The organism is Bartonella sp. CL25QHWL (assembly GCF_042195335.1).
Taxonomy (GTDB): domain Bacteria; phylum Pseudomonadota; class Alphaproteobacteria; order Rhizobiales; family Rhizobiaceae; genus Bartonella.
The window spans coordinates 315455-338614 of the sequence record NZ_JBHIOE010000001.1 but is presented as its reverse complement, the minus strand read 5'-3'; the positions used below and the strand labels follow the sequence as shown (position 1 = coordinate 338614).

Genomic DNA, 23160 nt, shown 5'->3' with positions numbered 1-23160 from the left:
AACAATAAAAAGAGTCATATTAAAATGAAGTCGATCATTCTTGTAATTTTGATTGCAAACCTTTTATCGGCTTGTGCTTTAGCACCAAAGCTAAAACAGCCAAATGATAGGAACCGAGTGCCTATTAATAAAACAATCCCTGCCGAAATTAAGCGAGGAGACAGATGAAAACAAAACAAGCAAAACCAGTGAAAGCCGAACAACTTAGAAGTTATTATGAAGAAAGCCGTGGCTTAGAACGTGATCTTATCAATGAATTTATAAGGTCGCGCAGAACGGCATGGCGTGTCGCGAGTACTGTGGGTCTTTTTGGCTTATTCGGTATGATATGTGGAGTTGTTGGATTTTCTCAACCAGCTCCAACTCCCTTAGTATTGCGCGTTGATAATACGACGGGTGCAGTTGATGTTATCTCAATCATGCGTGAACACGAAGAAAGCTATGGTGAAGTTGTAGATAGGTATTGGCTAAACCAATATGTGCTTAACCGCGAAACTTACGACTACGATACCATTCAACTGAACTATGACACAACCGCACTTTTAAGTGCGGCATCTGTTCAACAAGAATATTATAAAATCTATGATGGAGAAAATGCACGGGACAAAGTGCTTTCCAACAAAGCACGTATCACAGTTAAAGTACGATCAATCCAGCCTAATGGACTCGGTCAAGCAACTGTACGTTTTACGACTCAGCAACTTGACAGCAACGGTGCTGCTACTGGACCAAAACAGCACCAGATTGCAACAATTGGTTACACCTATATCGGTGCACCCATGAAATCATCTGATCGATTGCTTAACCCCCTTGGTTTTCAAGTAACAAGTTACCGTTCTGACCCAGAAATACTGTTGAATGATTAAGGAATTGATTGTTATGAAAAAACTTGCGTTCGTTGTTCTATTGTCTTCGTTTTCTTCTCTTTATACGGTACCTGTGCAGGCGCTCAAAAGTCCATCAAATTCACAATATGATCACCGCATTCGCTATATAACATATAACGAAGCCGATGTGGTTCAAATTGAAACAGTTCTTGGTGTGGCAACACATATTATTCTTGAAGAAGGTGAACAGTATATAACTCATGCCTTTGGCGATTCTGAAGCCTATGCCTTTGCTCATAAAGGGCGGCATATTTTTATTAAACCAAAAGCAGAGCTTGCCAATACCAATCTCATCGTTGTAACTGACAAACGGAGTTACAAATTCCGACTACAGTTTCGGAATGACCGTGCGGGATCAACTTATGAATTGGCTTTCCATTATCCCGATTCAAACGATGAAAAGTCAGAAGAAAACAATCGACGCCTTGCGATTGAACGTGGTTTTCACCAAAGCGTCAACGGCTATAATCTCAGTTATACCATGAGCGGTCACCAAGATATTGCTCCGATAAATGCTTGGGACAATGGGCGCATTACTTATTTCAAATTTCCCGCTAACATGGATATGCCATCGATTTATGTCGTAGATGCTGAAGGAAATGAAAGCTTAATACCACGCACCGTTATCGGCAGTTCTAATGATATTATCGCCGTTCATAAGGTCAATCCTAAATGGCTCATACGGCTTGGTAAACGCGCTCTAGCTGTTTTTAATGAAGCCTATGACCCCAATGGCGGCGTACCAAACACAACAGGGACAGTATCTTCGGTGGTTTATCGTATCAATAAAGGAGGAAAATGATGTTTGACAATAAGGAAGGAGAGGGAAAAGGTACAAAACTGGACAACGTCGAGCAAAAACATATTGAAGGTGCCTATGGAGGGTCCGAACTAGGTTCTGAACGTCGTCCGACAATTCCAGGTACCCGTGCATTGTTAGTGGTAGGACTTATTGTCATAGTAACGATACCGATTGCATTGACTTGGAAAGCTTTTACAATGCGTAATACCGTGGAAGTTGAGGAAGAAAAACCACAACAAATAGTACAGCAAATTATACCAAACTACGTCCCTCGGATTATAGAAGAGCCAAAGACTGTAGAAGAAGCAGAAAAATCAACACAAATAGAAGATTCAAACCTAGATATTCCACCGGCCTTGAGTAAGCTTCTTCAAACAGCCATTCCTCCACATATGCTCCAAGATTCTGAAGAATTAGCACGCAAACGTATGCTCAGTTCTAGCCTTAACAACGGTGGTAGCGAAGGATCTACAGATACGAATAATAAAGCATCGAATAATGATACAGGTAATGGCGCATTATTTGATAACCTTCAGCCCGTGCGTTTAGGTCAATCACATGCGATGCAACTTCGTAACCGTGACTTTTTGATTACACAAGGAACGCAAATAGATTGTACGTTAGAAACAAAGATCATTACATCACAACCCGGAATGACGACGTGCTATTTAACACGCGATATTTATTCCACAAGTGGACGTGTTGTTTTGCTTGACCGTGGTTCTAAAGTCGTTGGTTTTTACCAAAGTGGCATACAACAAGGACAAACGCGCGTGTTTGTGCAATGGTTACGCATCGAAACGCCTTCTGGTGTTGTTGTCAATCTTGACTCACCAGGCACAGGTCCTCTAGGTGAAGCGGGTATTGGTGGCTGGGTTGACAGACATTTTTGGGAGAGATTTGGTAGTGCAATTATGGTAAGCATTATCGGTGATTTAGGAGAATGGGTAAGAGGAAAAGTTAATAAAAGCAGCAAAGAAAATAAAGAGAATTCACAAAATAAAGATGCTCAGAATGCTGAATCTATAGCAATCGATGTTCTTCAAAATTCCATCAATATCACACCAACACTTTACAAAAACCAAGGCGAACGAGTAAATATTTTTGTTGCTCGTGATCTGGATTTCAGCAATGTCTACAGTCTCGTCACACGTTAACCCGATACAGAAAGATCAAGCAGTTTTTCAGCTTCTGCAACCGCTTGATTGTTTCTTAGAAGATCCCACGATCACTGAATTATCGATTTGCCGCCCCTATGAAGTATGGACGAAAAGCTTTAAGGGTTGGCAAGTACATAGCGTACCAGAGTTAACAACCACTTTTTTGCAAACGCTTATTACAGCTATTATCGTTTATAACGGTATGGCTCCCAGAAGTATTAATTATGTGCTCTTGCCTGGTGGACAACGTGGTACAATTATACAAACACCAGCTGTTGTTGATGGTGCTCTTTCCTTTGTAATTCGTAAACATTCTCTTGTAGTTAAGACGTTAGAAGAACTCAAAGAAGAAGGGGCATTTGACGATTTTTCTGATGTAAGTTTTAATAAGCCTTCAGCAAAAGAAGCCAATAACTTGTTATCGAAGCAGGACTTCACACGGTTGGAACCATTTGAAGTTCAACTTTTGCAACATAAACGTGATGGAAAAATTCTTGAATTTTTACAAGAATGCGTCCTTCACAAACGCAACATTATTATTGCAGGTAAAACAGGATCTGGTAAAACAACATTTGCCCGCTCTTTAATTGAAAAGGTTCCTGTAGAGGAGCGTATTATCACAATTGAAGATGTTCATGAGCTTTTTCTACCCAATCATCCCAATCATGTACATATGATTTATGGTAACAATGTAGGCCGTGTTTCAGCTGAAGAGTGTCTAGATGCGTGTATGCGTCAGTCGCCCGACCGAATTTTTCTCGCTGAATTGCGAGGCAATGAAGCATGGGAATATCTCAATTCGCTCAACACTGGCCATCCCGGATCGATTACAACGACGCATGCCAACAGCGCTTTGCAGACATTTGAACGATGTGCCACCTTGATTAAAAGATCAGAAGTTGGCCGGCAACTCGAGTTAGAAATGATAAAAATCGTTCTCTATACAACAGTTGACGTAGTGTTGTTCTTTAAAGATAGAAAACTCTCTGAAGTCTTTTACGACCCAATTTTTGCTAAATCAAAAATCGCTTAAGGGAAGCTTCCTCTCTCGGTAAGATGATACAAACAAACAATAGCCGTAACTAGTTGTTACGGCTATTTATTTAACTTTTCCTATTCTCTTTTCTTTTCCAATGGATCTTCTACACTCTTCATGAATAAAAGAAGAAAAAAGTTAATAGACAACAACTCTACGAGAAAACCAAATTATACATAAGGCTCTCTCTATTCTCTTACCTTTGATCATTCTTCCCATTTATCTTTTGAAAAAGTATGTTTAATGCAAAAAAATAGCTATAAAATAAATATTTCAACAAAAGAAAAGAAGCAATTTTGATTCGCATATCAATGAAAGCTTCGTAAAACAGGTCCTTTCAATCATAATAAATAATTATCGTCATCAAGACCAAAACTTATCGTTTAAAAATTCTAAGCGCTATTTTCAAGTGATTAATAAATATGTTTTTTCACCAAACAATCTCCAGATACGGAAAACCTCATACGAAATAAACTATCATTTCGATTTAGCATCCATAAACCACATTCTATTTGGTAATAAAAAGTATAGTGGCATATCGACGTCTTCTTCGGACGAAGAAAGATTCTTAACCTACGGCTGTTCGTAAACAACTAAATTTCTCTTAAGCAAGCTTTGCTAACCATATCACGTGGCTTATGTCCCCATCCTAAAGAGGATATCCATAGACTACACAGGTAAGCTCTACTCTCTGAATATTCCTGCTCTCTTCTCTGCACCTCAAAAAGCAAAAATTCCTAAAAGCACAGATATACAATCCCTCTTCTTAAGCCACGTCACATTGATTTATAAAGAGTGTTCATTATTTTGCGTGTTGGATAAAAGATCTTAGTACCGTAAGATTCTCTCATTTCAAAGCTGTCTATTAACCAAAACCATGCTCTTGCACATTACAAGCGAATAAAGCCGTATAGAATGAAACTGTACAAAAAAGCACTAAAAATACCTTTTATAAACCATCCAAAATGCCAAAAACTGTCGCAACATTGGGAGTTTGCAAAGTGTCTAATGGCACCCAACTTGCTCTTCTATGAAGTGTAAAAATGGAGATGCTCTATAAATTTTATATTATTCATCGGAGCTTTACCATTATACCATCCACGAGCACTGTCGCGAAATGAGCTGGGGCTCCTTAAAGAAAGGTTTCTTTAAAACAAGCGCATAAATTGACAAGCCAGGTGTATTTGGGTTGGGGCGTTCTGTTTTGTATAAGGATTGTGATCTTATTAAAAAACGAGAGAAACAAAAGCGTGAAGCAATGCATAATCTCTATTATTTAAAAGACATTACTCTAGATACTTTTGAAAGTCATAAAACTGAACTAAAAAATGACGGCAAAATAGAAACTGGTTTGCACCTTTACAGCTTCATATTCTCCTCAAATTAGGAGGCTGTATACCGATTTCAAAGATTACGCCAACGAGAGATACGTAATACTCTTAACTCCCATCTGGTAAGTAAAAGCTGCAACAGCAAAAGCTTTTTTAGAAAAACAACGCCATAAAGTCATTAATGAACAGGCAATGAATTGGAGAAATGTTCCAGATTTTTATCAAACACTCTGCAAAGCAACAATAATGATACAACTGGCTTTGCGTCTGCTTATTCTTACAGAGGTTTCTACCATCCCTTGCATCAATTCGTGAAAATCAGATTGAAGGGGATATATGGACAATTCTTGGCTTGAGAATATAAAAGGTCTGCGTAATACTACAGGAGATTTCAGCATACCCTTATGATCAGAAGCATTAAAAATTTTAAAACAAGCGTGCTTGTTTTTTCGCAATGATTTCTTTTTTCTGCAACCGGTCGTGGTCCTTATTAATGTGAGTTTCCTATCACAATATATAAGAGAGATTAGTCTGAAAACCTGTCCACGTAAATTTCGCTCTAGTTTACGTAATTGGCTAACAGACTCCACCTATCACACCTCAAAGGGTGAAGCTTTTTACACGCACTGATCTGCAAATTATCCGCCTCCTCGCCTAGCAGATTTCACCTTCTAACCACTTTAATTACCACATCCTAAATAAGATAGTGTTTTACAGCACAACAGAATAAATATCAAAACAATGACCGATTATACCGTTAATACTTGGACACCTCTCTTTCATGTTAAGAAATATCTTTTATGCTAAAAAATAAAATAAAAAACACTTTTACTGCTTAAATAACTTTCTTCAGCATATATACAAGAAAAAATGAAATCCCCTAACATAATAAATGAGACCTAAACCTAGAAACCTCTATTTTTTATAGATAAAAACATATAAAATCAAAACCTATGAAACTCATAAAAACACAACATGTTTTCTTTGATGATTGAATTCATTCAACTCAAACGAACCTATAAACATCCCTATTCCACATTCGCAACACGTGTTCTTAGAATTCTCACTAGCGTTTTCTAAATTTTTGGAAAAAACTATAAATTTGATATTTTTTAAAAACGTCTTATTTTCTCTTTAATGAATTTAAATCTATGACGTTACAATAGTTTTAAATTACAGCCCCCTTAACTGTATGATTATCTCTACACAAAAGAGAGGGATTTTACGTTCTCCATTTTGAGAACTATAAATTTTGTTTTTTAATGCGATTAACAATAAAATCTTTAAAATAAAAAATATGACCTTTATATATAATGCTTTTATCAAAAATTCCTAATCCATGAATATTAGCAATGTTTTCGATATTATAATAAATGTGTCGTAAAATGACGAACTGTCATAATAATCACTCCTGTGTATTTCATTTAAATAATTTACATGCGTTTAATATTTGTATCAGCATTTATTTTTTGTTCTATATTTATACAGAGTTATCATTTTTTATAAAAAATGATTAATTGAATCTGCATCAAAGTATAAATTATGATAATAATTTAATAAAAATAAAAACACATAACATATTGATTTTATTGTTTTTACATAGAACGCTATTTAAAGTATAGTCTACCCAAAAGACTATTGCCTTTTTAAAGGCAATAATAACTATGCTAACCGCCTCATAGAAGCCAATAAATTTTTAGAGATTAAGCCTCAAAGAGGCACAAAAAACACGCACAATTTTCTATTTTTCTTTTTACTGTTCGTTAAAAGGTCAGTTTTCAAAGATAATATTCAACTATGAGTTTTCTGCTCAGCCATTGCAAGAATTGCTTAACTTTTTAGGGATTACTTCACTTTTAGAATGATTATAGCTACTGCGCCCCCATAAGCAGCCGATCTTCTTTTAGAGATTTAATTGCTAAAAGGAGATACAATTTTCCACCTTGCGCTTTATTTTCATCAATCAGTAAATTTTCAAAGGCGGCGTTCAACCATGAGTTTTTTAATTTCAGCAATCGCTTTCGCTGGATTTAATCCCTTTGGACAAGTTTGCGCACAATTCATAATCGTATGGCAACGATAAAGGCGGAAAGGGTCTTCTAAATTATCAAGACGTTCACCACACATCTCATCACGTGAATCCGCAATCCAGCGATAAGCTTGAAGCAAAACAGCGGGACCCAAATAACGATCACCGTTCCACCAATAACTTGGACATGAAGTCTGACAACACGCACACAAAATACACTCATAAAGACCATCGATTTTTTGGCGATCGGAGTGACTTTGTAACCATTCTTTTGCAGGTTCAGGAGAAACTGTTTGTAACCAAGGCTCAATAACTCGGTGTTGCGCATAAAAGCGATTCAAGTCAGGAACCAAATCTTTAACAACCGGCATGGAAGGCAAAGGGTAGACTTTAATGGGGTGTTTTACATCATCCATACCTTTGGTACAAGCCAATGTATTGGTTCCATCAATATTCATCGCACATGAACCACAGATGCCTTCACGGCAAGATCGACGAAGTGTCAAAGTTGGATCAATATGGTTTTTAATAAACAAAAGCCCATCAAGAATCATAGGACCACAAGCAGAACGATCCACATAATAAGTATCTAAATGAGGATTTTCCTCATCATCAGGCGACCAACGATACACGTGAAATTCCGTCAGCTTTGTAGCACCTTCAGGTTTAGGCCAAACCTTTCCCGGTTTTACTTGAGAGTTTTTGGGAAGCTTAATTTGTACCATATTTCATTCTCCCCTTAATAAACCCGTTTTTTAGGTGCAATGCGCTTTAAATCGATCCCACCATCAGCTTCAGATGTTAATGGGTCCACATGGACAGGTCGATATGATAATGTCACCTTACCCTCTTTTGACAAATGTGAAAGCGTATGTTTACGCCAGTTTTTATCATCACGCTCTGGATAATCTTCACGAGCATGAGCGCCACGGCTTTCTAAACGTGCTTCGGCAGAATGAACAGTCATGATTGCATTCGCCATGAGATTTTCAAGCTCTAATGTTTCAACCAAATCAGAATTCCATATCAGAGAACGATCTGTGACTTTGAGATCCGACAATTCCCCCCAGATTTTATTCATCCGCTGACATCCTTGTTGCAAAGAATCTTCTGTACGGAATACTGCCGCATCTTCTTGCATCGTGCGTTGCATTTTTTCACGCAATAGAGCTGTTGGTATCGCCCCTTGTGCAAAACGTAAACGATCAAAACGCGCTATAATTTCGTCAACAGCTTCTTCATTGAGGGGTGGAATTTCTGCATTCCGATCAATAACTTCACCCGCGCGAATGGCAGCAGCACGACCAAACACCACAAGATCAATCAACGAGTTTGACCCCAAGCGATTAGCCCCATGAACAGAAGCACATCCTGCTTCTCCTACCGCCATCAGCCCTGGTTGAATACGATCAGGCGAATCAGCCGTTGGATTGAGAACTTCCCCGTAGTAATTGGTAGGAATCCCACCCATATTATAATGGACCGTTGGCAAGATGGGGATAGGCTCTTTTGTTACATCCACACCTGCAAAAATCCGAGCTGATTCCGAAATTCCCGGTAAACGCTCGTGCAAGATTGCAGGATCAATATGGTTGAGAACCAAATGAATATGGTCCTTCTTAGGTCCAACACCACGTCCTTCACGAATTTCAAGTGTGATACAACGCGAAACCAAATCACGTGAAGCCAAATCCTTAAAGGAAGGTGCATAGCGCTCCATAAAGCGTTCACCTTCAGAGTTGATTAAATAACCTCCTTCACCACGAGCTCCTTCTGTAATTAAGCAGCCAGAACCGTAAATCCCTGTAGGATGGAATTGCACAAACTCCATATCCTGAAGTGGCAATCCAGCACGTGCGATCATTCCACCACCATCACCCGTACAGGTATGCGCCGATGTCGCGGAAAAATAAGCGCGTCCATAACCACCGGTTGCAAGAACAACCATTTTAGCAGAAAAACGATGTATTGTACCATCATCGAGATTCCATGCCACAACCCCCGTACAAACCCCATCCGTCATGATGAGATCGAGTGCAAAATATTCAATAAAAAATTGCGCATTATGCTTTAAGCTTTGTCCATAAAGCGTATGCAAAATGGCGTGGCCTGTACGATCAGCGGCTGCGCAAGTACGCTGAACAGGTGGACCTTCACCAAATTGTGTCGTATGTCCACCAAAAGGACGCTGATAAATTTTGCCTTCTTGCGTCCGCGAAAAAGGAACGCCATAATGTTCTAATTCATACACAGCAGCAGGAGCATTACGCACCAAATATTCCATTGCGTCGGTATCACCCAACCAATCAGAACCTTTCACGGTATCATATAAATGCCACTGCCAATTATCAGGTCCCATATTTGAAAGCGATGCAGCAATTCCCCCTTGTGCTGCAACCGTGTGTGAGCGCGTTGGAAAAACCTTCGTAATACAAGCTGTCTTTAATCCTTGTTCCGCCATACCAAGCGTTGCACGTAATCCTGCACCACCTGCCCCAACAACAACAACATCAAATTTATGATCTACAGTGCGATAAGGGGCGTTACCTGCTTTAGCGCCCAGAGATGATCCTGTACCCGCCATATTTGTTTAACCCCCTAATGCAATTTTCAAAAGAGAAAAAATAATAATACCACCTATGAGAAAACAAAATAAAATATTTAACGTCAAAAAGAATATCCGGAAACCTTCACGTGGAATATAATCTTCAATCACCACTTGCATACCAAGTTTCATATAATAAAGGACCGAAAAAGTCATCAATCCCATCAAAATAGCAACAATAGGATGTGCAAGTCTTGCACGCACAATGCTATAGTCCTTTCCCACAAGCGAAAGAATAAGAACAATAAAAAATATCAAAAGTGGTAGATTGATAAACCCTGTCAAACGTTCTAGCCAAAAATGCTCTGTTCCTTCATGAGCACTGCCACGCCCCCGTACTTTTCCAAGTTCCGTTCGAAAATCTTTTTTCATATCTCTTTTCACCCCCAGCTAAACAACGGTATATCCAATAATCCAAATCGAAAAAGTAACAATAAGAGAAATAAACACTGTCGCCCAAGCAGTGACTGTTGCCTTTTCTTTTGCCAAAAGGCAAGGTTTCAGATCCCAAACAATGTGGCGAACACCACCAACCATGTGATGAACCCCTGCCAAAGTATAAAGAAACAAAATACACAATCCAAACCAAGAACTATAAATCTCGTGAACCGTTCTGAATGCCTCCTCCCCGCACGCAATAGCAATTAACCAAACAGCAAGAAAAACCGTTCCAACATAAAGTGCCATACCCGTAATGCGGTGTGCAATGGACATAGCCATAGTAATTGTCCAACGATAAATACTTATATGAGGGGAACGAGGGCGCTCTTTTATCCTAGTTGTCTCTGTCATAAAATATCCTGACCTGGTTTTTACTGCAACCGCAATGAACGAGAAAGTTCGCGCAAAACGACTAAATATATTCTCTCGTTTTCACTTGTTTGGCATCTCAAGATACCGATACTACAGGTCGGTTGTCTCAAATAACGGATTAAAGGTCACGCATAAAAAAACCGATTACTCCACGGATATGATCCGCAAAACTTGCTTTAATCTAATACAATTTTATCTTCACGTCAAAGGTCTAACATCTTTTCTCAAATATAAACAGGCATTTTTTCAGATTAAACTTATCCTTTTGAGTATCCATGATATATGCAATGGTATCTTAAATTGCACCCATGATTAAGGATAAAAAGAGGAAAAAATTGATAGATTAAACATTTTTATGTCCCCTCCAAGCCTTTTAAAAGGCAAAACGAATCACGAAAGACACAAATAAGCGGCATAAAAGCCGCTTTTGCATAAAGTTTAGCCGATATAATCTTTACTCAGCAACTTTCTTTTCAACATCTGTGCTGACAGATGCTGCTTCTACTTTCTCAATAACCTTTTCAGCTTTTTTCCGATAATCTCTCTTTTCAGCGATACGCGCAGCTTTACCTCTCAAACCACGAAGATAATAGAGTTTTGCACGGCGCACTTTACCACGGCGCACCAGCTCAACACCTTCAATCAACGGAGAATAAACAGGAAACACCCGTTCCACCCCTTCACCATAAGAAATCTTGCGCACTGTAAAGGTCTCATTCAACCCACCGCCTGAACGTGCAATACAAACACCTTCATAAGCCTGAACACGCGTCCGCGTACCCTCCGTCACACGCACCATGACACGAACTGTATCTCCTGGCTTAAAGGCTGGAAATTGGCGCTTTTCTTCAATTTTTGCACATTGTTCAGCTTCAAGTTGTGCGATAATATTCATTTCTTTTATCCTTCATGTTCTTTATCGAACAGTCAGAGCGCTCAACTCTTACCAAAAAAGCCTTTATTAAGAATAAGGAGCTCTTTAGGCTATGTCTTACACAGGAGCGAATACACCATTCCTTCATTTTAATTTTGGAACTACAGAAAACCTTTTATAAAAAACTCTCTAAAAAGAGAGCCATGCAATACACTACCTTATCATATGAATCAAGTTTTCTGATGATTTTTATCATAACGCGCATAAAGATCAGGGCGACGTTGACGTGTTAACAATTCGGCTTGGCTTTGACGCCAATCTGCGATCGCTTTGTGATGACCTGAGAGCAATACAGGCGGAATACCCCGCCCTTCGAAAAGAGAAGGGCGTGTATATTGCGGATGTTCCAGCAAGCCATTTTCAAAACTTTCACACCTTGCAGAAGCTGCATTCCCCATCACTCCAGGCAGAAGACGTATAATAGCATCTAAGATAACCAATGCGGCTGTTTCACCCCCTGAAAGAATATAATCACCAATAGAAACTTCTTCTAATTCTCGTGCTTCTATGACTCGCTCATCAACCCCTTCAAAACGTCCACAAACTAACGTTACACCTGTATCACGAGCCAAGCTATGCGCGTAAGCTTGGTCAAAAGGGCGCCCACGTGGACTCATCAACAATCTTGGCGAATCCTGTGGACAACAATCAAGAGCCGCCGCCAATACATCCGCCCGCATTACCATACCCGCCCCCCCACCAGCAGGTTTATCATCAACGCTATGGTGTTTGTCTAAAGCAAAATCCCTAATCTGCACCGTCTCCAGTGACCAAATTCCGCGCTCTAAAGCTTGCCCTGCTAAAGAATACCCTAAAAAACCAGGAAACATTTCAGGATAAAGGGTTAAAACGCGCGCCTGAAACTTCATTTTATTTCTCATCCTTATTTTCTTAAACAGACTCTTAATAGCAAAAATAGCACAAACAAGATTTTTAACGCTATAGCGTTAAATTGAATCTCCTTGATCTGCGCTTTATTCAATACGATCCTTCTAAATACTTGCACTAAAAAAGACTCTAAAAATTCAGAACTATTTCGAGATAAAGTGCTTACAATATCTGCTCAAAAGTGCATTTTTAATATTTCCACACATTCCACTTTTTATTGACGAAATTCATCTGTTATTTTTTCCTTCATCTTTATTTTTAGATTCAAGCTATTTCCTTTTTATCATTGTCTCCCCCATCAATTAAACCAGCGGCCATGGGATCAACAACAAGAAAACCAGAATCCATACAAATTTCTGGTACCGCCGCCTTACTAAAGGGAATAAGGACTCTTTTACCTGTATTCAAACGTATTTCAAGCAAATCACCAGCCCCGAAATTAAAAAAACCACACACTTCACCTAAGATTTTTCCCCCACAATCTTGGACACACAAGCCTATTAAATCGACTTGATAAAACTCATCCTCCATCAAATCATCAATTAATTGATCACGCGTCACATAAAGGCGAATACCTTTTAAAGACTCAGCCGCATTACGATTTTCTATCCCTTTAAAACGTACAATCGCCTTATTTTTTTGTATGCGAAGAGTTATAATTTCATAAGAACGCCCCATATCATCATAAAGAGTGCTGTAAAACTTAAAACGCTGTGGCTCAGCACTTAGAATTTTAACAAAAACATCTCCTTTTATACCATGAGGCATACCAATAATGGCAAGATAGACTTTATTTTTAAGCTTTTCTTTATTATACTTCATACGAAAATATTATCTCTCAAAAATGAACCCTTCAATCTTATAGTTTTCTATTCAATCTTGTTGCCATATGAGACAATCTTCTAAAAGACCTTTCTTGGTAACAAAAACAAATTAATAAAGGAGAAAGTCTTATGGCAAATATTATGCTATTTTACAAAGATATCACGCCAATCAACAAAGTTTCCCATAAAAATCTAAAATTTGCTCCTCCAAGTGATATGTCTTTTGCCAAGGATACTCACTGGGTTCCTTTAGCAAGTACTGAATATTTTCAAGCAGCACTAGACTATCCTATTTTATTTATGTGCGCCGAAGATGAACAAAAAAAACGGCACTACACATCCGCGGCTCTTGTCGGTCTTTCTAATGACGAAAATGACTATATCGCTTCTGATAAAAGTTGGAAAACCAATACTTATGTTCCCGCTTTTGTCCGTCGCTATCCTTTTGTTTTGGCACAAATTAGCAATGAAAAAGAACTTTCTGTTTGCTTTGATCAACAGTCAGGTATGTTTAATGAAGTTGCAGGAACAGAACTTTTTAATTCCGACGGCTCTATTTCTCCTTTTATGGAAGAACGTATTCGTTTTCTTGAAAGTTTTAAAATCGCTATGGAAAAAACCTCTGAGTTTATTGATGCTCTTGTAGAAATGGATCTTCTAAGCCAAAAATCTATCAATGTGAAAAACGATAAAGGTCTCTCAGCTCAATTAGAACATTTTTGGGTTGTTGATGAAGAAAAATTGAATAAATTATCAGCAAGCCAACTTGCCAAACTTCATAAAAATGGCTTTTTAGGATTAATTTTTGCGCATTTGATGTCAACGCACAATCTTGTGAAAATACTCTCTCTCAAAGGTGAAAAGCAACTTATCAATCGTGAAGAGCAACCCCAAAACAAGAATGGTCATTCTAACGATGAAAAATCTAAAAAGAAAGAAACTCTCAACTAGATAATGCCTATCAAAAACGACAAGAGAAAAGATGAAAATATTCCTCTCATTCCAGCAGACCATGCAATTTTAAACGCAAGGAAAAATTGGTTAGAGTGTCTTACCCAAACACGTCGTATGTCAGCACAAACAGTGCAAGCCTATGAACGTGATACGCGGCAATTTTTGTCTTTTCTCTGTCAACACTTAAGTCATACACCAACCCTTACAGATCTTGCTCATTTACGCATCAGTGACTTGCGTGCTTATCTTGCTTATCGGCGTACAAACAATGTAAGTGCTCGTTCTTTAAGCCGCGGAGTAGCAGGCATCCGTTCTTTTTTCAAGTACCTATCACGTGAAGGAATCGTCAATGTTCCGGCGGCTCAACTTATCCGAAGCCCCAAACACCCAAGATCGCTCCCAAAACCTTTAGCGATCAAATCAGCACTTCACATAGTCAAACAAGAAAACCAGCTAGAAAATGAACCTTGGATTAGCGCTCGTAATGCGGCTGTCCTCATGCTTCTCTATGGCTGTGGAATGCGAATATCAGAAGCCTTAAGCCTCACACCAGAACAATTTTCTGATCCTGAAAAAACAAGTTTATTTATAACAGGAAAAGGTGGAAAAACACGCCTTGTTCCTCTCATCAAAATTGTTTACGAAGCTGTACAAAATTATCTCAAATGTTGCCCATATCCTTTAGTGGATAACCAACCCATATTTCGCGGGGCACGAGGCGGTCCCCTACAGCCCGCCATTATTCAGAAAACTGTACGCAACTTACGAGCAAGCCTTGGTTTACCAGAAACTGCAACGCCTCATACACTGCGCCATTCTTTTGCCACCCATCTTTTATCACGGGGGGGAGATTTGCGCACGATTCAAGAACTTCTTGGGCACGCTAGTCTTTCCACCACACAAATCTATACCCATGTCGATACAGACCATTTGTTAAAAATTTATCAAAAGGCCCATCCCCGTTCCTAAAAGTGTCTCATCAAAAAATTAGAGTGTTTCAACCTCAAGTGCCAAAGCATGAACACAAGTAGCTAACTCTTCTTGTAAAACTTTATAAATCGCTCGATGTATTTCTACGCGTGTCATATTAGAAAAAGAAGAAGATAAAATTTTCACTCGAAAATGTGTTTCTCCTTTACCATCAAAAGCATGTTCATTATGAGAATGCCCCTCATGAAGATGACTTTCGTTAATCACTTCAAGCTTTTGCGGATGAAAAGCATCCTGAAGCTTTCTCTGGATTATTGTTTCTATAAACATTTTTCATTCCTCAAACAAAATGAACGTGCAAAAATACACCTTTTTCATAATAGAATAAGTGTGAAAACAAATTTTTCAAAAGTCAATTCTTGTAAAATTAATCAATTTTGCATAAACCAATAATATGACAATAACATCTAAATTATTCGATTCAATTCGCATAAGCTCAAATAAAAAACAAAACGCTGAGCCAGAAGCACAACAGTGTCAGTGGGAAGGTTGTGAAAAAACAGGGGCCCATAAAGCACCAGCAGGTCGAAATCACGAAGGACAATATTTATATTTTTGTATTGAACACGTACGTGCCTATAATAAAAATTTTAATTACTTCTCTGGTCTTAGCAATAAAGATATCGCAAAATTTCAAAAGGATGCTCTCACAGGACATCGTCCGACATGGCCTACAGATCTGAGCAATGGTACATCGAAAAAAACAGCCGCTAATTATGCAAAGATTCGCTCTGGAACAGCTGCCTATCAAAATCGTATGCGCGATCCCTTCACGCTTTTTACTGGGCAGCATTCAAGCAATAAATTCTCACGAAAATTAAAGCCCTTAGAAGCAAAAGCTTTTGATACACTGGGACTACAGGCAAACGCTTCAGCAGAAGACATCAAAATGAAATATAAAGAATTGGTAAAAAAGCACCATCCTGATTCCAATGGTGGTAATCGTGCTTCAGAAGAGCGCTTTCGTGATGTTTTACATGCTTACAATTTGCTAAAAAAGTCTGGTTTGTGCTGAAAACATGCGCTTATATGAGTCTATTTTCATTTAGACCATCATTATTTGCGCAAAATGTTATTTTTTTTGCAAAACATTATAGAATACGTAAAAAATCTTTCTTCAATATCTAAGGCTCTCATTATAGAGCATTGCATAAATACTCTAACTCTTGTATCGTTTCTAATGAATAAATAGCATCCTCTCCCTTCCAGAAACACAATGACAAATCTTACCGTTGAAAATTTGCCCGATATTACACTTTGTGCTCGCGATCTATTTCATATTGAAACAGATCTGAAAGTCCCTGCTTTTAGCACAAAAAGTTCCCATGTTCCTGATATCGATTCTGATTATCTTTTTGATCAGCAAACAACTTTAGCGATTCTCGCAGGTTTTACCTTCAACCGCCGTGTAATGGTTTCTGGCTATCACGGTACAGGGAAATCAACGCATATTGAACAAATTGCTGCACGTCTCAATTGGCCTTGTCTTCGAATTAATCTCGATAGTCATGTAAGTCGTATCGATCTTGTAGGAAAAGACGCTATCGTTTTAAAAGATGGCTTACAAATCACTGAATTTAAAGAAGGCATTTTGCCATGGGCTTATCAAAATAATATTGCTCTTGTTTTCGACGAATATGATGCGGGGCGTCCCGATGTTATGTTTGTCATCCAACGCGTTCTTGAAACCTCTGGAAAACTAAGCTTACTTGATCAAAGCCGAGTCATCTCTCCACACCCAGCCTTTCGTCTTTTTGCAACAGCAAACACCATTGGTCTTGGTGATACAACTGGTCTCTATCATGGTACCCAACAGATCAATCAAGCTCAAATGGACCGCTGGTCTATTGTTACGATACTCAATTATTTACCCCATGATAAAGAGGTTAATATCATTTGTTCAAAGGTCAAATCCTTTCAAACGACTGAAGGAAAAAAGATAATTTCACAAATGGTTCATGTTGCTGATATGGTACGCCAATCTTTTATCAATGGAGATCTTTCAACTGTCATGAGTCCACGTACCGTCATTACTTGGGCAGAAAATACAACAATTTTTCAAGATGTCGGCTTTGCCTTCCGATTAACCTTTCTCAATAAATGTGATGAACTCGAACGTGCCACTGTTGCAGAATTTTATCAACGCGCCTTTGGACAAGAGCTTCCCGAATCACTTATTCATGGTGTTTCGCCTTAAGGAATCTGTCACTCATGGCTACCGATATTGGCGACAACAAAAATCCGGCAAAAGATTCTTCCAACAACACTCTTAATATTGAAGCTTTTAAAAAAGCACTTTCCACCTGTATGCGTGCAATTGCAGGCACAAACAACCTTGAAGTTTCCTTTAGTCATAACCGACCATCTTTAAGCGAAAGTTGCGCGCGTTTACCAGAATTACCTCAATACGCAACGAATAAAGACATCACCATTACCCGCGGATTAGGTGATTCCATGGCTCTGCGCAAAGCATGGCATGATAACCGCATTCACATGCAATTTTCTCCACTAGAATCAGAAGCACGTGCTGTCTTTGATGCCTTAGAACAAACACGTGTTGAAGCAATTGGTACTTTAGCCATGGAGGGGCTTGCAAAAAATCTTGATATCATGCTCGCCGATAAATACAAAAGAGCCCATTATCATAAGATTAGCAACCAAAGTGAAGCCCCCATCCAAGAAGCAATTGCACTTTTATTGCGTGAAAAAATAACAAAGCGCGCAGCTCCAAGAGAAGCCGGTCCTGTCTTAGAACTGTGGCGTCAAGAACTCGAACAAAAAGCAGCAGCAGAACTCAATGAACTCCCACATCATATTTACAACCAACAAGATTTTGCACAGATTGTTCGCCAAATGCTTGTTACACTCAAAATGACAGTGCAACAAGCTGAAGCTTCTAACAGTGAAAACAATAAAAAATTAAAAAATGCGTGTGAACCTCAAGACCAAGGAGAAGAAGAGAGTAAAAACAAAAAACACGCTCAAAGTGAAGAACAAACCAGCACTGAACAAGAAAGTGATGTGCAAGATGACGGAAAAACACAAGCGACACAATCAAACAACAATGATCAAGCTGACGGCGAGCAAAAAAATGGACCTTGGCAAGAAAAGCCGAGCAAACCCAAACACCTTTTTTCTGATTCGGAACAAATGGAAAGACTTGGCAATTATAAAATCTTCACCCGTCAATTTGATGAAATTTTGGAAGCAACAGATTTTTGTTCTGAAAACGAGTTAGATCACTTACGCCGTTATCTTGATAAGCAAATCAATCATCTCCAAAACATCGTTGGACGTTTAGCAAACCGTCTCCAGCGCCGCTTGATGGCGCAACAAAATCGCAACTGGAAATTTGACCTTGAAGAAGGATATCTTGATACAGCACGGCTTCCACGTCTAATTATTGACCCCATGCAACCCCTTTCTTTTAAAATGGAAAGCAACACCCAATTTCGGGACACAGTTGTTTCACTTCTCATTGATAATTCTGGCTCAATGCGCGGACGCCCCATTAGCGTTGCCGCAAGTTGCGCTGATATTTTGGCACAAACTCTTGAACGTTGTGGTGTCAAAGTTGAAATTTTAGGTTTTACCACCAAAACTTGGAAAGGGGGCAAATCGCGCGAACAATGGCTTACCCAAAACAAACTCCATAATCCTGGACGCCTCAATGATTTATGCCATATCATCTATAAAAGTGCTGATACCCCATGGCGTCGCGCACGACGCAATTTAGGTTTGATGATGCAAGAAGGATTATTAAAAGAAAATATCGACGGAGAAGCTTTGATTTGGGCTCATCAACGCCTTTTATCACGGCGTGAACAACGTCGCATCCTCATGGTCATTTCTGATGGCGCTCCTGTTGACGATTCGACATTATCGGTCAACGCCAGCAATTATTTAGAAAAACACTTACGCGCAGTGATTCAAGAAATCCAAACACACTCCCCTATCGAACTCATTGCCATTGGAATTGGTCATGACGTCACACGTTATTATCAACGTGCTGTAACAATTATGAATGCTGAAGAACTCGCCGACGCCATAACAAAACAATTAGAAATACTTTTTAGTGATAAAAGGACTCATTTTCATAAGAAATAAACCTGCCTTAAATCAGCAACGATTACATTTAAAACATTATCTCTATCATTAAACCATCGGAATTTGATGGCTAACAACCTGAGAAGATAATCCCACAAATTGAATATCGAACTTTAAAGAAGCTTCTACTTTACTGGATGTATTATGAATCCTAAAAGAAATGCTCCAACCATCTTCAAAAATTATAATGAGTTTGTTTTTACTTTCTGGTTTTAGTGCAACTGATAAAACTTTTCTTGGAATTTTTCATTTACGTCCATATCCCAGAGTGCCATTCAAATTAAAAGACTGAATAATTACCCGTTTTTGTCTCGATCTTGTGTTATTTCATTATATTTAAATATTGAAATACACGTATATAGAAAAATATCTCCACTAGACATAGCTCTAAAGTGCTGCTCTCACAGAAAATATAATGCATAGACTTTCACCTTCAGTAAAACAAAAAGATAAAAGTTGTATTTATTATACGCAAAAAAGAATCATCCAAAGAGGATATTTTAAACACTAAGAATTATTTTATAAAAGAATCAGCATAAATGGATTCATAGCGATTTTTGCCGAAAAATCGCTAAAGCAAGCGAGAGCCAACCTGTTCCTAACCTTCCCAAAACAGTACTCACCACGGGTGATCTATCAACATAAGCTCCCATCTCCTGGATAAAAGAAAAAATCTTTACTCACATAAAATATAAGAAAAACACGAAAAAAAGAATATTACTTCATTCACGAAAAAGAACACACCATTATATATCTTATCCGCACTCCTACTTTAAAGAAACATTCTTCCTTGCTTCCAAGCTTATTTCACGACAGCGCCCATATATGGCATAATGCAAAATCCAGAATCATCCTTTACTTTACAAGCTACAAGCCAAAAGCAAAATCCTACTTTCAAGCTTCCAATGTTTTTAAGATAAATCAATATACTTCCAGCGCCTAATATTGCACTTCTATTACATTAAAGCTCTTCATAAGAGTATTGCTTTCTCAAATGACGTTGTCCGCACGCCAATTCCTCTTATAACATAGGCAAGCAAATGATTTTTATTAACTCAATATAAGAGTATTTAAAACGCGTAAAATTTTATGATATTGAGCTCTTTCACTCAAATGAAAAATATAAGTTATCATTTTAAATCAATCTATTAATAAACATCAGTTGCAATTTCTGTCACATTTAATCATTTGTAAAAAGTATATTAGCCCCTTCTCAAACAAATGACTTTATCTTTTCCTCACAAGAGAATTTTGAAATAAAAAACGCGTTTTGTGTTGGAACTCTTACTTAAGTTGGCAAATGATAAAGTATCCATTATAAATAACGTGCCACACCAAGCATAGCGTACAATTTTCTTGGCTTCATGAAAAAAAGACAAAAATCATTATTTATGACAAACAAAAGAAGAATCATCCTTTGAATGACTTTGATAAAGAGGAAGCTTTACAATATTAAGAATTGTCCCATAAGGAATCAACATCAACAGGCTCATAATAATTTTTACCGAAAAATCACCAAAAGCAAGCGATAGCCAAACTGGCATGCCTATCCCTCCCAAAACAGTACTCTCCACCAGTGAACTATCAGCATACCCTGTTATCTTATCAAGAACAGAAAACGAGCTAGAAAAAGCAAGAGCAAAAAACAGCACTGTATCCAAAGCTGAACCAACCAACGCTGCTGCTAAAGGTGCTTTCCACCATGTTTTACGTCGTAAAGGAGTAAAAACAACAATATCAAGGAGTTGCCCAAATAAAAATGCAAAACTAGAAGCAAGGGCAAGCCGTGGCGTCGCCAATATCCAAGAAACAAAGACCCCCGCAAAAAAACCAGCATAAACCACACGCCGCGCCGCAGATGGACCATAAAAACGATTGGTTAAATCATTGATCAGAAAAGCAAATGGATAGGTAAAAGCCCCATAAGTCAACAGCTCATTTAAATCAAACCAATAGACAGGATATTGAACCAAAATATTAGAAGCCGTAACAGCAAGGCACATTGCAAAAATAGAAAAAACAACATACCTTTTCTTTTGCTGTTCTAATAAAGGACCGCTTGAAGACATTTTTTTAACCTGGGATATGGAACCAATAAAATGAAACAATCAACCTGCAAAAAACTTAACTTCTAGAACAGAAAACCGAAATCAAAGCGTTAATAAACCAAAAAGAATAGCGCTAACAATTACGCTGCTTGTTCAGCCTTTTGCTCACCTTCTTGCTCAGCTTTTTTCTTAATGATTTGGCGTTTTAGCAAACGCGCACGTTGCGACAACTCTTTATCATCTGCTTTAACTAAAAAACCATCAAGGCCACCACGATGCTCAACAGAACGCAATGCACTTGCTGAAATACGCAAGCGATAACTTTGCTGTAACACCTCTGAAATCAATGTCACATTGCAAAGATTTGGTAAAAAACGACGCCGTGTCTTATTATTCGCATGGCTAACATTATTACCATACAGAACCGTTTTCCCTGTCAATTCACATGCACGAGACATAAACTTCACCCTTAAACTCTAAGAAACTTTCAAATCCCCATACCCAAAGGACACAATGAACGCAAAACACGCGCAATGCAACCTTGAACGGGCATCATTGGGAAGTTTCTTTCTAATAGGGGGTCGACAACAAAAGGTCAAGTCTTTTATAAAACCTTTTTCATCTCTTGTTGGCTCATTTTTCATCTTTTTCCTCAATAAGACGTGCAAATTCCGCCAAAAAGCGTACAAAATGTTTTTTTTTAAATACATACCATGTTAGAATAAAAGCCTATTGTCCCGAAAGGAAGCATAAATCATGAGCAAAAAAGGGCCCCCCATGACAAAGCTTCAGGGAAATTCTTGCCGTTTTTCTTCTTTTTTATTTGGAACTTTATGTATTTGTTTTTTTCTTCTCTTCAGTGCATTAGGTATATGGCAAGTACAACGGTTAAACTGGAAAACAAATCTTATCACCAGTGCTAATCAGCGCATTCATTTACCCCCCATAAAAGCCCCCAAAAAAAATCAATGGTCAGATGTTACTTTTGAAAAATATGAATATCAACCTGTTGTTATCACAGGAAAATTTTTAACAGATAAAAATATCTTAGTCACTGCTGCCGCTCAAAATACTACAGGCTATTGGGTTTTGACTCCTTTACAAACTGCTGATAATACACTGATCTTTATCAACCGTGGCTTTATCCCCATGGATGAACGTAATAATTTTCAAAACTCAGAGAAATCGCATACAAATGCCTCATCTCAGCAAAATTCTACCACGGACACAGAACAAACAATGATTATAGGTTTATTACGCATGAGTGAAAAAAATGGATTTTTCCCGCGTAAAAATAATCCTGACAAAAATTTATGGTATACGCGCGATCTCCCCGCTATGGCACAAAAACTTGGTTTGTCCACTGTTGCCCCTTATTTCATTGATGCCAGAAAAACATCTCCACAAGCAAATCTTCCCGTCGTTGGTCTTACGATTATTCATTTTCGAAATAATCATCTCGTTTATGCAATCACGTGGTTTATTTTAGCTGCTGGTGTGTTAGGAGGTTTTCTTTTTCTGCTACGGCAAAAAAACTAAAAAAATACCTCTTCCATCTCAAGTAACAAAAATTTTTAGAATCTTGAAAACTGATAAAGAGAATAAAATCTACCAACTTTCACCTTTGTTAAATAAAGATCATAGGCATACAATAGATCTTTATACCATTCACAAAAGATTTACGCGACACTCTTTAAAAAATCATCATAAAATGAGGGTTTATTCATTAAAAATGTAATGCCCAAAAATGTG

General features: G+C 38.2%; 22 protein-coding genes. 11 read left to right on the top strand and 11 right to left on the bottom strand.

Annotated features, from left to right (window positions below):
• The first annotated feature begins 24 nt into the window (after window positions 1-24).
• The 5 genes from ACFILY_RS01240 to virB11 are packed head-to-tail and all read left to right on the top strand — an operon-like array spanning window position 25 to window position 3882.
• Window positions 25-168: a TrwH protein gene (locus ACFILY_RS01240; RefSeq protein ID WP_273791747.1), complete on the top strand. Its 144-nt coding sequence runs from the start codon at window positions 25-27 to the stop codon at window positions 166-168.
• Entirely contained in the window at window positions 165-866 is a 702-nt protein-coding gene (locus ACFILY_RS01235) for a virB8 family protein (RefSeq protein ID WP_273790051.1), read from the top strand. Before ACFILY_RS01240 ends, ACFILY_RS01235 begins: the two co-directional genes overlap by 4 nt.
• Before the next feature lie 13 nt (window positions 867-879).
• Entirely contained in the window at window positions 880-1689 is an 810-nt protein-coding gene (gene virB9 / locus ACFILY_RS01230) for a P-type conjugative transfer protein VirB9 (protein WP_273790052.1), read from the top strand.
• Window positions 1689-2846 (top strand): type IV secretion system protein VirB10, encoded by a 1158-nt coding sequence (gene virB10 / locus ACFILY_RS01225; protein WP_273790053.1) that lies wholly within the window; start codon window positions 1689-1691, stop codon window positions 2844-2846. The genes virB9 and virB10 overlap by 1 nt, the downstream gene beginning before the upstream one ends.
• Entirely contained in the window at window positions 2821-3882 is a 1062-nt protein-coding gene (gene virB11 / locus ACFILY_RS01220; RefSeq protein ID WP_273790054.1) for a P-type DNA transfer ATPase VirB11, read from the top strand. Before virB10 ends, virB11 begins: the two co-directional genes overlap by 26 nt.
• 3308 nt (window positions 3883-7190) lie before the next feature.
• Here virB11 and ACFILY_RS01215 read toward each other — a convergent pair.
• The 7 genes from ACFILY_RS01215 to rimM all read right to left on the bottom strand — a co-directional run bounded on the left by ACFILY_RS01215 (window position 7191) and on the right by rimM (window position 13307).
• Window positions 7191-7970, bottom strand: a complete 780-nt coding sequence (locus tag ACFILY_RS01215; protein ID WP_273790055.1) for a succinate dehydrogenase iron-sulfur subunit — start codon at window positions 7968-7970, stop codon at window positions 7191-7193.
• 14 nt (window positions 7971-7984) lie between these two features.
• Window positions 7985-9829, bottom strand: coding sequence for a succinate dehydrogenase flavoprotein subunit (gene sdhA, locus ACFILY_RS01210; RefSeq protein ID WP_273790056.1), 1845 nt, complete (start codon window positions 9827-9829; stop codon window positions 7985-7987).
• A 6-nt stretch (window positions 9830-9835) separates the two neighbouring features.
• The gene (gene sdhD / locus ACFILY_RS01205) at window positions 9836-10222 is read right to left on the bottom strand and encodes a succinate dehydrogenase, hydrophobic membrane anchor protein (RefSeq protein ID WP_273790057.1); all 387 of its coding nucleotides are present in this window, start codon (window positions 10220-10222) and stop codon (window positions 9836-9838) included.
• An 18-nt stretch (window positions 10223-10240) separates the two neighbouring features.
• Complete coding sequence (gene sdhC, locus ACFILY_RS01200; RefSeq protein WP_375630718.1) at window positions 10241-10642, bottom strand: succinate dehydrogenase, cytochrome b556 subunit; 402 nt, start codon at window positions 10640-10642, stop codon at window positions 10241-10243.
• A 475-nt stretch (window positions 10643-11117) separates the two neighbouring features.
• Window positions 11118-11558, bottom strand: coding sequence for a 50S ribosomal protein L19 (gene rplS, locus ACFILY_RS01195; protein WP_273790058.1), 441 nt, complete (start codon window positions 11556-11558; stop codon window positions 11118-11120).
• Window positions 11559-11767: 209 nt separating this feature from the next.
• Window positions 11768-12466, bottom strand: coding sequence for a tRNA (guanosine(37)-N1)-methyltransferase TrmD (gene trmD, locus ACFILY_RS01190; RefSeq protein ID WP_273790059.1), 699 nt, complete (start codon window positions 12464-12466; stop codon window positions 11768-11770).
• Between the two features lie 283 nt (window positions 12467-12749).
• Window positions 12750-13307 carry a ribosome maturation factor RimM gene (gene rimM / locus ACFILY_RS01185; protein ID WP_375637343.1) on the bottom strand — a complete coding sequence of 186 codons (558 nt, stop codon included), beginning with the start codon at window positions 13305-13307 and terminating at the stop codon, window positions 12750-12752.
• Window positions 13308-13438: 131 nt separating this feature from the next.
• Here rimM and ACFILY_RS01180 point away from each other — a divergent pair, with 131 nt between their 5' ends.
• Window positions 13439-14260: a SapC family protein gene (locus ACFILY_RS01180; protein WP_375637341.1), complete on the top strand. Its 822-nt coding sequence runs from the start codon at window positions 13439-13441 to the stop codon at window positions 14258-14260.
• Between the two features lie 3 nt (window positions 14261-14263).
• The gene (locus ACFILY_RS01175) at window positions 14264-15232 is read left to right on the top strand and encodes a tyrosine recombinase XerC (protein WP_375630711.1); all 969 of its coding nucleotides are present in this window, start codon (window positions 14264-14266) and stop codon (window positions 15230-15232) included.
• Window positions 15233-15250: 18 nt separating this feature from the next.
• Here the strand turns inward: ACFILY_RS01175 and ACFILY_RS01170 are convergent, their stop codons facing one another.
• Window positions 15251-15523 carry a BolA family protein gene (locus tag ACFILY_RS01170; protein WP_375622119.1) on the bottom strand — a complete coding sequence of 91 codons (273 nt, stop codon included), beginning with the start codon at window positions 15521-15523 and terminating at the stop codon, window positions 15251-15253.
• A gap of 124 nt (window positions 15524-15647) precedes the next feature.
• Between ACFILY_RS01170 and ACFILY_RS01165 the strand changes: the two genes are divergently transcribed.
• From ACFILY_RS01165 to cobT, 3 genes are all read left to right on the top strand, one after another.
• On the top strand, window positions 15648-16268 hold the full coding sequence (locus ACFILY_RS01165) for a J domain-containing protein (protein WP_273790064.1): 621 nt from the start codon (window positions 15648-15650) through the stop codon (window positions 16266-16268).
• Window positions 16269-16469: 201 nt separating this feature from the next.
• Window positions 16470-17450, top strand: coding sequence for a cobaltochelatase subunit CobS (gene cobS, locus ACFILY_RS01160; protein WP_273790065.1), 981 nt, complete (start codon window positions 16470-16472; stop codon window positions 17448-17450).
• Window positions 17451-17464: 14 nt separating this feature from the next.
• Window positions 17465-19360: a cobaltochelatase subunit CobT gene (gene cobT, locus ACFILY_RS01155; RefSeq protein WP_375637339.1), complete on the top strand. Its 1896-nt coding sequence runs from the start codon at window positions 17465-17467 to the stop codon at window positions 19358-19360.
• A 48-nt stretch (window positions 19361-19408) separates the two neighbouring features.
• Here the strand turns inward: cobT and ACFILY_RS01150 are convergent, their stop codons facing one another.
• The 3 genes from ACFILY_RS01150 to rpmB all read right to left on the bottom strand — a co-directional run bounded on the left by ACFILY_RS01150 (window position 19409) and on the right by rpmB (window position 21866).
• On the bottom strand, window positions 19409-19603 hold the full coding sequence (locus tag ACFILY_RS01150; protein ID WP_375637359.1) for a HaeIII family restriction endonuclease: 195 nt from the start codon (window positions 19601-19603) through the stop codon (window positions 19409-19411).
• A gap of 1142 nt (window positions 19604-20745) precedes the next feature.
• The gene (locus tag ACFILY_RS01145) at window positions 20746-21429 is read right to left on the bottom strand and encodes a VUT family protein (protein ID WP_375637337.1); all 684 of its coding nucleotides are present in this window, start codon (window positions 21427-21429) and stop codon (window positions 20746-20748) included.
• A gap of 119 nt (window positions 21430-21548) precedes the next feature.
• Window positions 21549-21866, bottom strand: a complete 318-nt coding sequence (gene rpmB / locus ACFILY_RS01140; protein WP_273787609.1) for a 50S ribosomal protein L28 — start codon at window positions 21864-21866, stop codon at window positions 21549-21551.
• A gap of 298 nt (window positions 21867-22164) precedes the next feature.
• Between rpmB and ACFILY_RS01135 the strand changes: the two genes are divergently transcribed.
• Window positions 22165-22947 carry an SURF1 family protein gene (locus tag ACFILY_RS01135; protein ID WP_375630704.1) on the top strand — a complete coding sequence of 261 codons (783 nt, stop codon included), beginning with the start codon at window positions 22165-22167 and terminating at the stop codon, window positions 22945-22947.
• The last annotated feature ends 213 nt before the right edge of the window (window positions 22948-23160 follow it).

Coding starts and splice junctions, on each gene's coding strand:
- ACFILY_RS01240 (WP_273791747.1), top strand. CDS start 25: ATGAAGTCGATCATTCTTGTAATTTTGATTGCAAACCTTTTATCGGCT.
- ACFILY_RS01235 (WP_273790051.1), top strand. CDS start 165: ATGAAAACAAAACAAGCAAAACCAGTGAAAGCCGAACAACTTAGAAGT.
- virB9 (WP_273790052.1), top strand. CDS start 880: ATGAAAAAACTTGCGTTCGTTGTTCTATTGTCTTCGTTTTCTTCTCTT.
- virB10 (WP_273790053.1), top strand. CDS start 1,689: ATGTTTGACAATAAGGAAGGAGAGGGAAAAGGTACAAAACTGGACAAC.
- virB11 (WP_273790054.1), top strand. CDS start 2,821: ATGTCTACAGTCTCGTCACACGTTAACCCGATACAGAAAGATCAAGCA.
- ACFILY_RS01215 (WP_273790055.1), bottom strand. CDS start 7,970: ATGGTACAAATTAAGCTTCCCAAAAACTCTCAAGTAAAACCGGGAAAG.
- sdhA (WP_273790056.1), bottom strand. CDS start 9,829: ATGGCGGGTACAGGATCATCTCTGGGCGCTAAAGCAGGTAACGCCCCT.
- sdhD (WP_273790057.1), bottom strand. CDS start 10,222: ATGAAAAAAGATTTTCGAACGGAACTTGGAAAAGTACGGGGGCGTGGC.
- sdhC (WP_375630718.1), bottom strand. CDS start 10,642: ATGACAGAGACAACTAGGATAAAAGAGCGCCCTCGTTCCCCTCATATA.
- rplS (WP_273790058.1), bottom strand. CDS start 11,558: ATGAATATTATCGCACAACTTGAAGCTGAACAATGTGCAAAAATTGAA.
- trmD (WP_273790059.1), bottom strand. CDS start 12,466: ATGAAGTTTCAGGCGCGCGTTTTAACCCTTTATCCTGAAATGTTTCCT.
- rimM (WP_375637343.1), bottom strand. CDS start 13,307: ATGAAGTATAATAAAGAAAAGCTTAAAAATAAAGTCTATCTTGCCATT.
- ACFILY_RS01180 (WP_375637341.1), top strand. CDS start 13,439: ATGGCAAATATTATGCTATTTTACAAAGATATCACGCCAATCAACAAA.
- ACFILY_RS01175 (WP_375630711.1), top strand. CDS start 14,264: ATGCCTATCAAAAACGACAAGAGAAAAGATGAAAATATTCCTCTCATT.
- ACFILY_RS01170 (WP_375622119.1), bottom strand. CDS start 15,523: ATGTTTATAGAAACAATAATCCAGAGAAAGCTTCAGGATGCTTTTCAT.
- ACFILY_RS01165 (WP_273790064.1), top strand. CDS start 15,648: ATGACAATAACATCTAAATTATTCGATTCAATTCGCATAAGCTCAAAT.
- cobS (WP_273790065.1), top strand. CDS start 16,470: ATGACAAATCTTACCGTTGAAAATTTGCCCGATATTACACTTTGTGCT.
- cobT (WP_375637339.1), top strand. CDS start 17,465: ATGGCTACCGATATTGGCGACAACAAAAATCCGGCAAAAGATTCTTCC.
- ACFILY_RS01145 (WP_375637337.1), bottom strand. CDS start 21,429: ATGTCTTCAAGCGGTCCTTTATTAGAACAGCAAAAGAAAAGGTATGTT.
- rpmB (WP_273787609.1), bottom strand. CDS start 21,866: ATGTCTCGTGCATGTGAATTGACAGGGAAAACGGTTCTGTATGGTAAT.
- ACFILY_RS01135 (WP_375630704.1), top strand. CDS start 22,165: ATGAGCAAAAAAGGGCCCCCCATGACAAAGCTTCAGGGAAATTCTTGC.